At 74.3% G+C, this 16,045-nt stretch carries 10 protein-coding genes; 4 read left to right on the forward strand and 6 right to left on the reverse strand.

All coding sequences use genetic code 11. The features are described 5' to 3' along the window. Positions 1-115: 115 nt before the first annotated feature. Positions 116-733: a TetR/AcrR family transcriptional regulator gene (locus ACFCZ1_RS22535; protein WP_376680065.1), complete on the forward strand. Its 618-nt coding sequence runs from the start codon at positions 116-118 to the stop codon at positions 731-733. A gap of 30 nt (positions 734-763) precedes the next feature. Here the strand turns inward: ACFCZ1_RS22535 and ACFCZ1_RS22540 are convergent, their stop codons facing one another. The 5 genes from ACFCZ1_RS22540 to ACFCZ1_RS22560 all read right to left on the reverse strand — a co-directional run bounded on the left by ACFCZ1_RS22540 (position 764) and on the right by ACFCZ1_RS22560 (position 9,966). Beyond that, entirely contained in the window at positions 764-3,007 is a 2,244-nt protein-coding gene (locus tag ACFCZ1_RS22540; RefSeq protein ID WP_376680066.1) for a CDP-glycerol glycerophosphotransferase family protein, read from the reverse strand. Positions 3,008-3,184: 177 nt separating this feature from the next. Next, the gene (locus ACFCZ1_RS22545) at positions 3,185-4,096 is read right to left on the reverse strand and encodes a carbohydrate ABC transporter permease (protein ID WP_376680138.1); all 912 of its coding nucleotides are present in this window, start codon (positions 4,094-4,096) and stop codon (positions 3,185-3,187) included. 26 nt (positions 4,097-4,122) lie between these two features. Next, positions 4,123-5,442 (reverse strand): carbohydrate ABC transporter permease, encoded by a 1,320-nt coding sequence (locus ACFCZ1_RS22550; protein ID WP_376680067.1) that lies wholly within the window; start codon positions 5,440-5,442, stop codon positions 4,123-4,125. Between the two features lie 4 nt (positions 5,443-5,446). Further along, positions 5,447-6,808, reverse strand: coding sequence for an ABC transporter substrate-binding protein (locus ACFCZ1_RS22555; RefSeq protein ID WP_376680068.1), 1,362 nt, complete (start codon positions 6,806-6,808; stop codon positions 5,447-5,449). A 128-nt stretch (positions 6,809-6,936) separates the two neighbouring features. Then, positions 6,937-9,966: an FHA domain-containing protein gene (locus tag ACFCZ1_RS22560; protein ID WP_376680069.1), complete on the reverse strand. Its 3,030-nt coding sequence runs from the start codon at positions 9,964-9,966 to the stop codon at positions 6,937-6,939. A gap of 426 nt (positions 9,967-10,392) precedes the next feature. Here ACFCZ1_RS22560 and ACFCZ1_RS22565 point away from each other — a divergent pair, with 426 nt between their 5' ends. Beyond that, positions 10,393-12,114: a serine/threonine-protein kinase gene (locus tag ACFCZ1_RS22565; protein ID WP_376680070.1), complete on the forward strand. Its 1,722-nt coding sequence runs from the start codon at positions 10,393-10,395 to the stop codon at positions 12,112-12,114. Positions 12,115-12,273: 159 nt separating this feature from the next. Then, positions 12,274-13,524 (forward strand): serine/threonine-protein kinase, encoded by a 1,251-nt coding sequence (locus ACFCZ1_RS22570; RefSeq protein WP_376680071.1) that lies wholly within the window; start codon positions 12,274-12,276, stop codon positions 13,522-13,524. Between the two features lie 52 nt (positions 13,525-13,576). Here ACFCZ1_RS22570 and ACFCZ1_RS22575 read toward each other — a convergent pair whose 3' ends face one another. Beyond that, entirely contained in the window at positions 13,577-14,581 is a 1,005-nt protein-coding gene (locus ACFCZ1_RS22575; RefSeq protein WP_376680072.1) for an isopenicillin N synthase family dioxygenase, read from the reverse strand. A 313-nt stretch (positions 14,582-14,894) separates the two neighbouring features. Here ACFCZ1_RS22575 and prfB point away from each other — a divergent pair, with 313 nt between their 5' ends. Further along, positions 14,895-16,004, forward strand: a complete 1,110-nt coding sequence (gene prfB, locus ACFCZ1_RS22580; protein ID WP_376680073.1) for a peptide chain release factor 2 — start codon at positions 14,895-14,897, stop codon at positions 16,002-16,004. Positions 16,005-16,045: the final 41 nt, after the last annotated feature.

Below are 16,045 nucleotides of genomic sequence, written 5' to 3' on the forward strand. Positions count from 1 at the left end.
CGGGGTCGGGGCGGGTGGCGATGGGACGGGTCCGTATCGTCGCTACGGTGAGGTTAGGGCGGAGTGCGTCGGAACGCAACCGTATCGTCGTGACGCGCGAAGCTATGCTGTGCGCGTGACCACGGAGCCAGCCGCCCCCGCCCCCGCCCGCCGCGCCCCCGCCGGGGCCGCCGTCCTGCGCCAGGACGTGACCGAGGCGATCCGGGACGCGGTGGTGGAGGAACTGGCCGCGGTCGGCTTCTCCCGGATGTCCATCGAGGGCATCGCGCGGCGGGCGGGGGTCGGGAAGACCGCGGTCTACCGGCGGTGGAAGTCGAAGCTGCACCTGGTCCTGGATCTGGTGGGCGCCTTCGCGGCGGACGGCCTGCCGGTGCCGGAGACGGGGTCGCTGTACGGGGACGTACGGGCCCTGCTGGAGGTCATGTCACACGTGCTGCGGCATCCGGTGGCCTCGGCGGTGATCCCCGACCTGCTGGTCGAGGCGGCGCGCAATCCCGAGATCGCGGACGCGGTGCGCGGCGCGCTGCTGGACGGGCAGCGGCGGATGGCGCAGGGGATCGTCTCCGGCGCCGTCGCGCGCGGTGAGCTGCCGGAGGGCACCGATCCGGGGCGGGCGCTCGATCTGGCGATCGGGCCGCTGTACTGGCGGCAGGTGGTCGTCCGCGACGCCGTCCCCGCCGGCTACCTCGACGAGCTGGCCCGCTCGGTGGTCGCGGGCCTGCGCGCCGCCTGACGGCCGTGCCCGGCGGGCGGCCCGCAGCCGTTACGGCCGGCCCGGGGTCAGTGCCGGGGCCGGGGCGGGGGCGGGCCGGCGGTCCTCCAGGGGGGTGACCGGCGGGATCGGGGCCGACTGCCCCAGGAAGACGCGGCGCACGACGCGCTCGGCCGCGTTTCCGTCGTCGTACGAGCAGAAGCGCGAGCGGAAGGCGGCCCGCAGCTGGGTGGAGCGCGAGCCCTGCCAGTGGCCGGTGGCGAAGATGTCCACGAGCTCGTCCTCCGTGCGGGCGACCGCCCCCGGCGGGCAGGAGCGGAGGTCGAAGTAGGTGCCACGGGCGGCCTCGTACGCCTCCCAGTCGTCCGCGTGGATCACGATCGGCCGGTCCAGCGCCGCGTAGTCGAACATGAGGGACGAGTAGTCCGTCACCAACGCGTCCGAGGCCAGGCAGAGTTCCTCCACCGAGGGGTGCGAGGAGACGTCGATCAGGCGCGGGTGCGGGTCGGGGGCGGCCGCCGGGCAGTCCGCGTACGTCAGGTGCGTGCGCACCAGCAGCGTGAACCGCGGCCCGAGATCGCGCAGCACCCGTTCGAAGTCCAGGTGGTCCGGCCTGCTGCGCCGGTAGTCCCGGTGCGTGGGCGCGTACAGGACCGCCGTCGAGCCGGGCGCGATGCCGATCCGCTCGCGCAGGTCGAGGACGTCCGCCCGGGTGGCACGGTGGAACACGTCGTTGCGCGGGTAGCCGTATTCCAGGGTGGTGTACGAGGACGGGACGGCCCGCTCCCAGACCAGGGTGGAGTGCCGGTTCGCGGAGAGCAGGTAGTCCCACTGGTCGGCGCCCCGCAGCAGGCCCGCGAAGTCCGTGGTCGGGGTGGCCGCCGGCCGGTCCTGGAGGTCGAGGCCGACCCGCTTGAGCGGGGTCCCGTGCTGGGTCTGGACCAGGACCTGGCCCGGGCGCTTGACCAGGCTGCGCTCGAAGTTGACGTTCGTGACCAGGTACGTGGCCCTGGCGAGGGCCGTCCAGTACGCCGCCGAGCCCGGGCGCAGCGCCGCCGTCTCCCGGGGCAGGGTCGCCGCGTGCGCCGGGTCGCAGATCCACGCCGTCCGCATCCGGGGCGCCAGCTCCCGCAGCTTCGCCTCGATCGCCGCCGGGTTGCAGGCGTAACCGCCGTGCCAGTACGCGGAGAAGACCGCCAGCTCCTGGCGCAGGGGCAGCAGGCGCTGGAGCCGGTAGTGCAGGCGCAGGGCGCTCTCGCGCAGCCCCCGCCAGAGGGCCGGGCCGCCGCGTCCCGCCGCCAGGGCCGCCGAGCGCAGGACCGACAGCAGCCGGTAGGTGCGCCGGGCTCCCAGCCGCATCAGGGCGTGCCGCGCGCGGTCGGTCCGGGACAGCGGCAGCGGCAGCGCGCCCGCGCCGCCCGGGGCCCGGTAGCGGCGCAGCAGGGCGCAGGCCCGGCCGAAGAACTCGGGCCGGCTCGCGCGCGGGAGCCGGCGCGGGTCGGCGTACAGGGCGCAGAAGTGCTCGGCCATCCGCCGGTGCACGGCCGGGCGCCAGCGCTCCAGCTCCGGGCGGCCGGCGAGGTAGCCGAAGACCCGGTCGTACTGGTCGAAGATGTCGAGGTGGCGGCGGCTGGAGGTGGTCAGGATCGACCCCGTGCGCCGCTGGCGGTAGTGCACGCAGACCCGGTCCAGGACGGCGACGGACTCCGCGGCCAGCAGCGCCGGGTAGGTCCAGGGGGTGTCCTCGTAGAAGCCGGGCGGGAAGGTGAAGCCCTCGCGCTCCACGTACTCGCGGCGGTAGGCCTTGTTCCACACCACCATCGGCATGCCGAGCAGCGTCGGGCGGTCGGCGAGGCGGAAGCTGGCCGGTCCCTCCTCGGACAGCCGGTGCGAGAGGCGGTTGCGCACCAGCTCGCCGGTCCAGAAGGTGCGCGCGTAGTCGTAGACCAGGACGTCGGGGGAGCCGGCGGCCTTCAGCCGGTCGGTGACGGCCTGCAGGGCGCCGGGGGCCAGGGTGTCGTCGCCGTCGAGGAAGACCAGGTAGTCGCCCGTGGCCCGGGCCAGACCCGCGTTGCGGGCCGGGCCCAGCCCGAGGTTGTGCGCCAGGTGCACCGCGGTGACCCGGGGGTCGCGGGCCGCGTACTCGTCGATGATCGAGCCGCAGGCGTCCGGGGAGGCGTCGTCGACCGCGATCAGTTCCAGATCCGGGTACGACTGCGTCAGGACCGAGTCCAGACTCTCCTGGAGGTACGCCTGGACCTTGTACGCGGGCACGATGACGCTGAACCGGGGCACGGCACATCCAGGGGTCGGCGGGCAGGCATATGGCTCCCCCGGCTACCGCTGGGTGGAGGTCCCCCCGGCCGGAGGCTGGGGGAGTGCCCCCAAGGAACCCCCGGCGTGGCGACCGGGTTACGCAGTGTGCGGCAACCGGGTTACCGAGCGTCAACGTCGCACGTCAACCGGCATGCGCTACTTGATCGCCCCGGCCATCACCCCCGACACGAACTGCCGCTGGAAGGCGAAGAAGACGACGAGCGGCACCACCATCGACAGGAACGCGCCGGGCGCCAGTACGTCGATGTTGTTCCCGAACTGCCGCACCTGCTGCTGGAGCGCGACCGTCACCGGCGGGTTCGCCGAGTCCGCGAAGACGAGCGCGACCAGCATGTCGTTCCACACCCACAGGAACTGGAAGATGCCGAGCGAGGCGATCGCCGGAGCGCCCAGCGGCAGCACCACCCGTGCGAACAGCCGCAGTTCGCCCGCGCCGTCCAGGCGCGCCGCCTCCAGCAGTTCGCGCGGGATCTGCGCGAAGAAGTTCCGCAGCAGGAACACGGCGAAGGGCAGCCCGAAGGCCGTGTGGAAGAGGACCACCCCCGCGGTGGTCTCGAACAGCCCGATGGCGCCGAAGAGTTCGGAGACCGGGATCAGCGCCACCTGGACCGGGACGACCAGCAGCCCGACGACGACCAGGAAGAGCCAGTCCCGTCCGGGGAAGTCCAGCCAGGCGAAGGCGTATCCGGCGAACGCGCCCAGGACGAGGACGAGCAGCGTCGCGGGGACGGCGATCGCGACCGTGTTCAGCAGCGAGCCGGTGATCGTGTCGTTCGCCAGCAGCCGCTCGTAGTTGCCGGCCGTCAGCCGCGAGGGCGCGGTCAGCACCTGCCACCAGCCGCCCTCGTTGAGGTCGGTGGGGGAGAGGAAGGAGGAGAGGAGCAGGCCGACGGTGGGCAGCAGCCAGAAGAGCGCGGCCCCCACCAGGAAGAGGCGCACCAGACCGCTCGCGGCGAGCTTGGAGAAGCCGGCCCGGCCCGCTGCCCGCCGACGGGCCGTCGGCGCGGCCGCCGCCGGCAGCGCCACCGCCGGTACGGCCACCTTCATCGGGTCCGGCGCCCGGTCGCAGCCGCTCATCGGGACCCCTCCTTGCGCAGCCTGCGGATGTTCACCAGCATCACCGGGACCACCAGTACCAGCAGCAGGACGGCGATCGCGCTGCCCAGGCCCGGATCGGCGTCCGTGCCGAAGGAGGTCCGGTACAGCTGGAGCGCGAGCACGTTCGCGTCGTCCTGCACCGCCCCCGGCGCGATCACGAAGACCAGGTCGAAGATCTTCATGACGTTGATGACCAGGGTGACGAGCACCACCACGAGGACGGGCCCCAGCACCGGGACGGTGATCCGGCGGAACACCTGCCACTCGTTCGCCCCGTCCACGCGCGCCGCCTCCAGCAGCTCCCGCGGCACGGCGGCCAGCCCGGCCCCGATCAGCACCATCGCGAACCCGGCCCACATCCACACGTACGCCCCGATGACCGCCGGGGTGACGAGCGTCGGGCCGAGCCACTGGACTCCCCCGTACGCCTCCTGGAAGTTCACCGCCGGCAGGCGCAGCAGCGCCCCGTCGGCCTTCGCGGACAGGGTGAAGGTGCCGTCGGCGCGGGCCGTCGCGGTGTCGACCACCTTGCCGTCCTTGACCGCCTCGATCCGCATTCCTGCGAAGGCCTGCTCGGTGGGGTCGACCGCGTTCGTACGGCCGCCCCCGCCACGGGTGAAGTCCTGCCAGGCCGTCCCCGTGACCTTGCCGGGCTCGGCGTCGGCTGCCCTGGCCGTACGGGTCCCCCCGGGCAGCGCCTCCGGGGCCACGCCGACCAGCGGGAGCAGCGCCGGAGTGCCCGCCCGCACGGGATCGCGGGTCACGAAGGCGCCCCCGCCGGCGTCCGCCAGCGGGGAGTCCCGGCCCGGGCGGGCCTTGGGGAAGGCCGAGGACTCCGCGAAGGTGTCGTGGACGCCGACCCAGACCGCGTTCGCGATGCCCCGGTCGGGGTCGTGGTCGTAGACGAGACGGAAGATGATGCCCGCCGCCAGCATCGAGATCGCCATCGGCATGAACACCAGCAGCTTGAACGCCGTTCCCCAGCGCACCCGTTCGGTGAGCACCGCGAAGATCAGGCCGAGGGCGGTGGCCGTGGTCGGCGCCAGCACCACCCACAGCGCCGTGTTCTTCAGGGCCGTGCGGATCGTGTCGTCGTGCAGGATCTCCCGGTAATTGCCGCCGCCCACGAACGTGTCGCCGGAGCGGTCGAAGAAGCTGCGGTAGACCGAGTAGCCGATGGGATGCACGACGAGCGCGCCGAGCAGCACCAGGGCGGGCAGGAGGAACGCCGCCGCGACGAGGCGGCGGCGCCGGGCCTCCGCGGACCGTGAAGCCGGGGCGGCCGTGGCTCCCACGGGATCAGTTCCCGTAGGCCTTGGCCGCGTCCGCCTCCAGTCTCGCCTGGGTGCCCGCCACGTCCGACGGATTCGCCAGGAAGTCCTGGAGCGCCTTCCACTCGCCGGCTCCCGGGGTCCCGCCGAAGGCCGCCGGAGCCTGGTCCGACATGTCGAAGCGGAAGTCGTCGCCCGCCGCGATCAGCGCCTTCGCGATGCCCCGCTGGATGTCGTTGGGGTAGACGGCCGGATCGACCCCCTTGTTCGGGGAGACGAAACCGCCCTCGCGGGCCTGGATCTGTGCCGCGTCCGGCGAAGCCAGGAACGTCAGCAGCGCCTGCGCGCCCTTCGACGGCTTCAGCGCCACCGCCACGTCACCGCCCGAGACCACCGGCGACTTGCCGCCGACCGCCGGGAAGGGGAAGACGAGGGCGTCCTCACCCACCTTCGCCTCCGTCTGCGCGATGTTCACCGCCACGAAGTCGCCCTCGAAGACCATCGCGGCCGCCGGGCGGTCGCCGCCGGTGAAGGTCTGCGTCACCGACTTCGGGAACTCGGTGGACAGGGCGCCGCTGGGGCCGCCCGCCAGGAAGTCCTTGCGCCCGAACAGCTCGCCCAGCGTGGTCAGCGCCTGCCTGACGCTGTTGTCGGTCCACTTGATCTGGTGCTTGGCCAGCTGGTCGTACTTCTGCGGACCGGCCTGGGAGAGGTACACGTTCTCGAACCAGTCCGTGAGCGTCCAGCCGTCCGCGCCGGCCACCGAGACCGCCGGCGTACCGGAGGCGGACAGCGTGTCGGCCGCGGTGATCAGGTCCTTCCAGGTCGTCGGGGGTTTGACGCCCGCCGCCTCGAAGGCCTTCGCGTTGTACCAGATCAGCGATTTGTTGGCGGCCTTGTAGTACACGCCGTACTGGGTGCCGTCGACGGCACCGAGCGCCTTCCAGCCCGCCGAGTAGTTCTTGTCGAGCTGCGCCTGGGCCTCCGGGCCCACCGGCTGCGCCCACTTGTTCTGCACCGCCGAGACCAGCGCCCCGACCTGCGGCAGCAGCGCCACGTCCGGCGGGACGCCGCCCGCGATCTTCGAACCGAGGAAGGTGACGATCGGGTCCTGGGCCGGGACGAAGGTGACGGAGGCGCCCGTCCGCTTCTCGAACTCCTTCAGGACCTTGGTGAAGTTCTCCTGCTCCGGGCCCGTCCAGACGGCGGCGACCGAGAGCTTCTCACCCGTCAGCTGCGGTAACTCCACCGTCGGTCCGGCCGAGGTCCCGGCCCGCGGCGGATCCGCCTTCGTGTCCGGGTCGCTCCCGCACGCGGTGAGCGCGAGCGCGCCGGCCGCGGCCAGGGCCGCCCAGCGGTACGTCGTACGGCTCGTTCCGTGCTTGCGCATGGCTCTGCCCCCGAGGTTCATGATGTGTCCCGGACCACAGGTCTACGCCGCCCCGCGCGCCCCCGCAATACCGCGTCCCGGCATCCGGGGACCCCCTCGGGGGCTCGCGGGGAGCCGTCAGGGAGCCGTCAGGGGGCCGCCGGGAACAGCACGGGTATCGCCGAGACCAGGTGCGAGGCCCGGTCCAGGGCGCTGGCCAGCAGTGCGAGGTCGGTCGGTCCGTTGCCCAGCTCGCGCACCGGGCGGCGGGCCGGCGGATCACCCATACGCTCCCACTCCACCGGTACCACCGTCGGCCGCAGCGTGGCCGTACGGGGGATCCGGCCCGTGACCCGGCCCGCCTGGAACGGGACCGTCCGGCCGTCCGCGTACCGGAGCAGACCGCGGCCGGGACCCGGCTGGTCGGGGGCGTCGAGCTCCACGCGCAGCGTCGTCAGCCTGGCCAGCCCGGTGTCGGCCGTACGGTCCGGGCGGGCGCTCGCGGCCACCAGGTGCACGCCGAGCCGGGCGCCCTCGCGGGCCACCGCCTCCAGGACCCGGACCACCGAACCGGCGGCGGGGCGGCCCGTGGCGCCGAGCCCCGGTGCGACCAGCGCGTCGAAGTCGTCGACCAGCACCACCAGGCGGGGCAGCGGGCCCGGCGCCGCGGGATCGGTACGGATGGCCGAGGCGCGCAGCCGGAGCGTGCCCGTGCGCTGGCTGTCCAGGTCGCCGCGCAGCTCACCCGGGGTGGGCGGGCGCGGCGAGACCATCCGGTCGGATACCTCACGGCGTGCGTGCCACTCGGCGAACGCCATCCCGTCCAGCAGCTCGTCGCGGCGCTTGAGCTCCGCGCCCAGCGCCTGGGCGAACTCCCGCATCCGCAGCGGATCGGAGGCCACCAGATGGGCCGAGACGTGCGGCAGTTCGGTGCAGGGCTGCAGTCCGTCGCCGCGCTCGCCGCCCGCCCCGTCGAGCAGGACCAGCCCCAGCCGGTCGGGCCGGGCGGCCGCCGACAGGGACGCGGCCACCGACCGCAGCAGCTCGGTCCGCCCGCTGCCCGCCGGCCCTTCGACCAGCAGGTGCGGACCGTCGTGGGCCAGCTCGGCGCCGACGACGCCGCGCCGTCCGCTGCCCAGCACGATCTCGGCCAGGCCGCCCACCCCCTGCCCCTGCTCGGTGGCGGCGGCCCAACGGGCCATCAGGGAGGCGGGGGTGGCCCGGGCCAGCCCCAGCTCGTCCAGCAGCCGCGCGGTGGCCGGCAGGGCGGCGGCGGCCGGCCGGTACGGCTCGGCGGTCCCGCTGTCGGCGCGGAGCGGCGCCAGCGCCCGGGCGAACCGCTCGGCCCAGGCCGCGGAGACGGCGTCGGCGGTGGCGGTGTCGCCGTTCGGGACCGGCCGGCCGCCGCTGACCGCGAAGGTCCGTACGGCCGTGGCCACATCGCCGCTGAGCAGGGCGACCGCGCCGCAGTCCCGGAACGGCGGGGTGCTCGCGCAGGCGGCCTCGTACGTCTCGGTGACCGGGGAGGCGGGCGTCGCCGCCGGAGCCTCGGCCAGCGCCAGCACGTGGATGCCGGCGGCCGGGCCGTGCGAGGCGAGCCGCCCGGCCACGTCGCGCAGCGGGCCCGCGCCGGGATCGCCGTCGAGGACGACGAGCGTGTACGGGCCCTCGTACGCGTCGGCGGCCTGCCGTACCCGCTCGGCGTCCGCGGCGGCCCAGTGCGCGCCGAGGGGACCGTCGTCGAGGCGCCGGGTCAGCTCACCGGTGCGGGCGGCGGCCTGGTCGCGGTCGTACGCGAGGAGCAGGCGGCAGTCCTGGCCATGCGCGGGCCGTACGTGGGGCAGCCAGCCGAGCCAGCCCCAGTCGCGGCGGCGCTCGGCGAGCGGGCGCGCCCGGTCGGTGGAGACGAGCACGATCTCCAGCTGCCCGGGCGCGTGCAGGCCGGCGAGCTGAGCGATCACGCAGCGGGCGACCCCGGCCAGTCTGGCCCGCGGACCGGCGAGGCCGAGCGCGCCGACCTCGCGCAGCGCCACCCGGCTCCCGGCGCCGAGCCCCACCTCCAGGACCCGGGGATGCCCCGGGTCCCGCGACCACAACCGTCCGGTGGGCCCCAGCGCGGCCAGCAGCAGCGCGGCGGGGTCGTCGGGGTCGGGCGCGGCCGGGACGGCCTGCGGCGCGGCCCCGGGCCCGGTCGGTTCCTCTCCCCGCACCCACTTCCTGGCCCAGGCCCCGAGCCCCTTGCGGCGGCCCGCCTGCGCGGGGCCGGGCGCGGGGCCCGTCTGCGTGCCGGGGGCGCCGTACGGGCCGGGGCGGGGGTCGCCCGCGTGCTCCGCACCGGGCGTGCCGGAGGTACCGGGCATGCCGGAGGTACCGGGCGCCGCGGGGAGCGCGCCCGGCAGGGGGCTGGGGGCGGGGCCCCCGGCGGTCCGGGGTCCGGCGGCCGGTCCGGCGGCCGCGGGGAGGTCCCCCGGTGGCGCCTGCGGCGCCTGGCCCGCCCCGGACCCCGCGCCGGAGGCGGGCGCGCCGCGGCCGGGGAGCGCGAGGTGACCCTCCAGGTCCGGTATCACGGTCAGGGCGGAGCCGTCCGCACTCGCGGGCGCCAGCCGCAGCGTGGACTCGCCCACCCGCAGCAGGGCGCCCGGCGGCAGTGCCACCGGCTGCGGCCCCACCGGGGAGCCGTCGAGCGTGGTGCCGTTCGTCGAGTCCAGGTCGGCCACGGCCACCCGGCCGTCCCGCATCACCGTGACCGCGCAGTGCAGCCGGGACACGTCCGGGTCGTCCAGCGGGACGTCGGCGTCGGAGGACCGGCCCACCCGGATCTGCCCGCTGTGCAGCAGGTGCACCCCGCCCGCGTCGGGCCCGGCGACCACGTGCAGCTGGGGCGCGCCGAGGCTCTCCTCCGGCAGGACGTCCGGCACCGGGCCGTGCAGGGCCACCACCGCCCCGTCCACCAGGGGCGGTTCGCCCAGCACCCGCCGCTGCAGGTCGAGCCGCTCGGCGCCGGCGTAGAGCACGACCGTGCCCCCGGTGTCGGGCCCGCCGACGGTCGCGGCGAGCCCGGAGGCGACCGCGGCCAGCACGGTGCCGGCGGGCGCGGTGACGAGCACGTCACAGCTCACCGGGGCGGTCGCGGGCTGGTGGCCGCTGCGCGACCCGAGGACGGTCAGCCGGATCTGCATCGCCGTCAGCGGTCCCTTCTGCGCGGTGCGCGGTGTGTGCGCCCGGCAGGGGAATTGCGGGACATGGCCGCCCGGTCGCCCCCCACCCGGCACGGACGCGTCGTCCGGTCAGGTCTGCCGGAAGGCGGGGCTCCCGTCCCGTGCCGTTCCGTACGGGTGCATCCTCGCACCTGTCGCCGACAACACGCCCGGCACCCGCCGACAATTGATCTTGATCGGTCGTGGCGGGGCGCGGACCTCACGCTTATCGGACAACGGGTGGGGGAAAATCGCCTCCGGCATACCCCGCAAACATCACCCTTCGTACATATGTGCGGCAACCAACCTTCGGCGCCCGGCGTCTTTCACGGGGACACCCCCTAGAGTGGGCCGGAAAAACCAGTCAACGGATCGACCACAGCAGACGACAGCAGGGGAGCGCGAGACGTGCGGCCAGTCGGCAGCAAATACCTGCTCGAGGAGCCGCTCGGGCGCGGCGCCACGGGCACCGTCTGGCGTGCCCGCCAGCGAGAGGCCGCGGGTGCCGAGGCGGCCGTCGCCGGGCAGCCCGGCGAGACGGTGGCCATCAAGGTCCTCAAGGAGGAGCTGGCCCAGGACGCGGACATCGTCATGCGCTTCCTGCGCGAGCGCTCGGTCCTGCTGCGCCTGACGCACCCCAACATCGTGCGCACCCGCGACCTCGTGGTCGAGGGGGACCTGCTCGCGCTCGTCATGGACCTGATCGACGGTCCCGACCTGCACAAATACCTCCGCCAGAACGGCGCCTTCACCCCCGTCGCGGCGAGCCTGCTGACCGCCCAGATCGCGGACGCGCTCGCGGCCAGCCACGCCGACGGGGTGGTCCACCGCGACCTGAAGCCCGCCAACGTGCTGCTCGACGAGCGCGGCGGGCAGATGAAGCCGATGCTCACCGACTTCGGCATCGCCCGCCTCGCGGACTCCCCGGGCCTGACCCGCACGCACGAGTTCGTCGGCACCCCGGCCTACGTCGCCCCGGAGTCCGCCGAGGGCCGCCCGCAGACCTCCGCCGTCGACATCTACGGCGCCGGCATCCTGCTGTTCGAGCTCCTCACCGGCCGTCCGCCGTTCGCGGGCGGCACGGCCCTGGAGGTGCTCCACCGCCACCTCAGCGAGGAGCCGCAGCGCCCCTCGACGGTGCCCGAGCCGCTGTGGACCGTCGTCGAGCGCTGCCTGCGCAAGGAGCCGAACGAGCGCCCCAGCGCCGAGAGCCTGGCCCGCGGGCTGCGCGTGGTCGCCTCCGGCATCGGCGTGCACTCCACGGCCGCCGAGGTGGAGGCCGCGCTCGGCGTCGGCGCGCTGCTCGCGCCCGACCCCTCGCCGGCCCCGGTCCCCCAGACCCCGAGCGCCGCGGACGCCACCCAGGTGCTGCCCGGCGGCGCCGGGGCGATGCCGGCCGGAGCCTACGACCCGAACGCGATGACCAGCGTCATGCCGCCGGTCGGCGCGGCCGACGCCACCTCGGTCATGCCGCCGGTGCAGCGGCCGGACCAGCCGCACCCGTGGGAGTCGCAGTTGCGCGCCGTCCGCGACCGCAACGAGCAGACGCAGGTCCAGTACCTCGACCCGAGCGAGGACCCGCTGCGGCGCCGCCCGCAGCGGCAGGCGCCTCCTCCTCCGCCGCCGCAGCACCAGCCGCAGCAGCAGCAGCCGCCGCAGCGCCAGCCGCAGCAGCCGTACCGGCAGGGCCCGCCGCAGCAGCAGTACCAGCAGCAGCCGCAGCAGCAGTACGCGCCGCCGCCCCCGCAGCACTACCAGCCGCAGCCGCAGCAGTACCAGCAGCCGCAGCAGCCCCAGTACCGCCAGCCGCAGCCCCCGCAGCAGCAGCCTCCGCAGAGCCCGCCGCCCCGGCAGCAGCCCCCGCAGGCCCCGCGTGAGCCGCGCGAGCCGCGTCGCCGCAGCGCCAACCCGGTACGGATCCCCGGCCTCGGCTGCCTCAAGGGCTGCCTGGTCATGATCCTGCTGATGTTCGTCGGCGGATGGCTGATCTGGGAACTGACCCCGCTCCAGGAGTGGGTCGGCACCGGCAAGGGATGGTGGGACCAGGTGTGGAGCTGGGGTACCGGCATCGTCGACTGGATCAGCGCCATCGGGGACGCGACAGGCTCCACGGGCTCCTCCGCGCCCTGAGACGGACCCCGTAGCGCCGAGTTCGTGGATTTGTCGACTTCTGGGACGTGATTTCGCCCGCAGAAGTGAAGGTCGCCGCGATTCCGGGCCCCTGCTGGCCTCCAACGCCCACCCGGCCGCGTAGCTTTGGTGCGTACGCCAGCCGCTGAGGGAGCAGTCGTGGCACGGAAGATCGGCAGCCGGTACACCGCGCACCAGATCCTGGGGCGCGGCAGCGCGGGCACGGTGTGGCTGGGCGAGGGGCCTGACGGCCCCGTCGCCGTCAAACTGCTGCGCGAGGACCTCGCGTCCGACCAGGAGCTGGTCGGACGGTTCGTCCAGGAGCGCAGCGCGCTGCTCGGCCTGGAGCATCCGCACGTCGTATCCGTCCGCGACCTCGTCGTCGACGGCAACGACCTCGCCCTCGTCATGGACCTCGTCCGCGGTACGGACCTGCGCACGCGCCTGGACCGCGAGCGGCGGCTCGCCCCCGAGGCGGCCGTGGCGATCGTCGCGGACGTCGCCGACGCGCTGGCGGCCGCGCACGCGGCCGGGGTCGTCCACCGGGACGTCAAGCCCGAGAACGTCCTGCTGGACATGCAGGGCCCGCTGGGCCCGGGCGGCTCGCACCCGGCGCTGCTGACCGACTTCGGCGTGGCCAAGCTGATCGACACCCCGCGGCGGGCCTCCGCCGGCCGGGTATCGGCCCCCACCACCCGGATCATCGGCACCCCGGACTACCTGGCGCCGGAGATCGTCGAGGGCCTGCCCCCGCGGGCGGCGGTGGACATATACGCCCTGGCCACCGTCCTGTACGAGCTCCTGGCCGGTTTCACCCCCTTCGGCGGGGGCCACCCGGGCGCGGTGCTGCGCCGCCACGTGACGGAGACCGTCGTCCCGCTGCCGGGGATCCCCGACGAGCTGTGGCAGCTGATCGTGCAGTGCCTGGCCAAGGCGCCGGCCTCGCGGCTGCGCGCCTCGGAGCTCTCCGTACGCCTGCGGGAGCTGCTGCCGCTGCTGGCCGGGATGCCGCCGCTGGACGTGGACGAGCCGGACGACGCGGAACCGGAGGCCGGCCCTTCGGAGGAGCCGGTCGCCGATCCGGTCCGCCGCCGGGGCGTGGTCCCGCTGGTGCCGGGTTCCGCGACGGACTCCAACCGGGACACCCACACCTCGATGCGGGTGCCGGGACCGGACGAGCTGGCGGGCGGTGCGCTGGGCACCGCGCGGGTGCCGAGGCCGGCCGGCGGCCACCGCCCGGGCTCCGCGCGGCACCGGGCCGAGGCCGCCCGCAAGCGGCGCCTGGCACTGTCGGCCGCGGCCGTCGTGCTGGCCGCCGCGGTCGGGCTGGGGACCTGGCTCGCCGTCTCGGGCGCCGACGAGCCGGCCGCTCCGCAGGACACCAAGCAGTCGCGCCCGGCGAAGCCGTAGCGCCCCCGGGCGGGGGCCGGCGGGTCACCGGGCCCCCGCCCGGGGACGGCGGCTACGCCCCGACCAGTTCCGGGTGCCAGCGGCGTGCGACGGCGGGGTGGGCGCGGACCCAGCCCTTCAGCTCGTTGCGGCCGTACTCCGCGTGCAGCGGGTTCGACGCGTCGTGCGCGATCCCGGGTGCGGACGCGAGGTAGTCGCCCGGGACCGTCTCGATGACCGCGTCCAGCCGCGGGTTGTAGAAGAACGGCACCGAGTACCGCTCCACCGCCCCCGGCGGGCTGACCACCCGGTGGTCGGTCGCCGTCAGATAGCCCTCGGTCGCGATCTCCAGCAGCTCGCCCAGGTTGACGACGAACGCGCCCGGCAGCGGCGGCACGTCCAGGTAGCCCCCGTCCCGGACCACCTGGAGCCCGCCCACCGAGTCCTGGAGCAGGAGGGTCAGGAAGCCGTAGTCCTTGTGGGCGCCCACACCCTGGTCCGCACCCGTCGGGGCGGATCCCGGGTAGCGGATCAGCTTGGTGTGCAGGTGGGGGCGGTCCGCGAAGGCCTCGTCGAAGAAGTCGGCCGGGGCGCCGATCGAGACCAGCAGCTCCTGGAGCAGCCGGTGGGCCACCGCGGCCAGGCGGGACTGCCATTCCAGCACCGCCGTACGGAGCTCCGGGAGGGCCTGCGGCCACAGGTTCGGGCCCTCCAGCCACAGGTACGGCGGGTCGTCCGGCCCCACCACCGGAGCGGGGCGCTCGGCCCCGACGTCCAGCTGGTCCCGCCAGTCGGAGGCCCCGCCGGTCAGCTCGTGGCCGATCCGGGTGTAGCCGCGGAAGTGCGGCGACCTGAGATTGCTCACGGCGAACCGGTCGGCTTCCGGGAGGGCGAAGAAGGCCTTGGTCACGGCCAGGATGCGGGCGGTCTCGGCGTCCGTGACGCCGTGCCCGGTGAGGTGCAGGAATCCGGTGTCCCTGGCCGCTGCGTGCAGCTGCTTCAGGAAGTCGGCCCGCTGGGCCGGATCGTCGGCCTGGGAGAGGTCCAGGACGGGAAGGGAGGAGTGCGCGGACGGCATGACGGCTCCGTTTCGGATGTCACGGGGTCCTGTTCCCCTTGAGGTGGCGGGGGCCGCGGGAGGGGAGGGCCGCCGGCAGGGATGGGCCGGGGCCGCAGGGCCGCGTACAGGACCAAGTCGGATCGGCGTGGATCAGGCTTGGGGATGGTCCGGCGGCAGACAGCTGGTCGTCGTGACGCGCATGTGGTCCACATGGCGGCGCTTGACGAGGAGAACGGTCATACGGTGAGCGTACGCCCGTACCCGCGTTCACCAGTACGGGTGATTTGGCCTGCCCGGACGGCACGCTCCGATGACCGGCTACGCTGGACCCGTGGCAGTCGTCGATGTTTCCGAAGAGCTGAAGTCCCTCTCCTCGACCATGGGGTCGATCGAGGCCGTCCTGGACCTCGACAAGCTGAGGGCAGAAATCGCCGTGCTCGAGGAGCAGGCCGCCGCGCCGTCCCTGTGGGACGACCCGGACGCCGCTCAGAAGATCACGAGCAAGCTTTCGCACCTCCAGGCCGAGGTCCGCAAGACCGAGGGCCTGCGCGGCCGCATCGACGACCTCGCGGTCCTCTTCGAGCTCGCCCAGGAGATGGAGGACGCGGACACCCTCGCCGAGGCGGAGACCGAGCTGGTCGCCGTCCGCAAGGCGCTGGACGAGATGGAGGTCCGGACCCTGCTCTCCGGCGAGTACGCCGAGCGCGAGGCCCTGGTCAACATCCGCGCCGAGGCCGGCGGCGTCGACGCCTCCGACTTCGCAGAGCGCCTCCAGCGCATGTACCTGCGCTGGGCCGAGCGCCACGGCTACCCGACCGAGGTCTACGAGACCTCGTACGCGGAGGAGGCCGGCATCAAGTCGACCACCTTCGTCGTCAAGGCCCCGTACGCCTACGGCACCCTCTCCGTCGAACAGGGCACCCACCGCCTTGTCCGGATCTCGCCCTTCGACAACCAGGGCCGCCGCCAGACCTCCTTCGCGGGCGTCGAGGTGCTGCCGGTCGTCGAGTCCAGCGACCACGTCGAGATCGACGAGGGCGAGCTGCGCATCGACGTGTACCGCGCCTCCGGCCCCGGCGGTCAGGGCGTCAACACGACCGACTCGGCCGTGCGCATCACGCACCTGCCGACCGGCATCGTGGTCTCCTGCCAGAACGAGCGCTCGCAGATCCAGAACAAGGCCAGCGCCATGAACGTCCTCCAGGCCAAGCTGCTGGAGCGGCGCCGCCAGGAGGAGCAGGCCAAGATGGACGCCCTCAAGGACGGCGGCAGCTCCTGGGGCAACCAGATGCGGTCCTACGTCCTGCACCCGTACCAGATGGTCAAGGACCTGCGGACGGAGTTCGAGGTCGGCAACCCGCAGGCGGTGCTCGACGGCGAGATCGACGGCTTCCTGGAGGCCGGTATCCGCTGGCGCAAGCAGCAGGAGCAGACCGCTTAAACGCGACGACGCATGACGAAGGGCCCGGACACCAGTGGTGT

It is taken from the genome of Streptomyces sp. NPDC056224, assembly GCF_042267665.1.
In the GTDB taxonomy this organism is placed as follows: Bacteria; Actinomycetota; Actinomycetes; order Streptomycetales; family Streptomycetaceae; genus Streptomyces.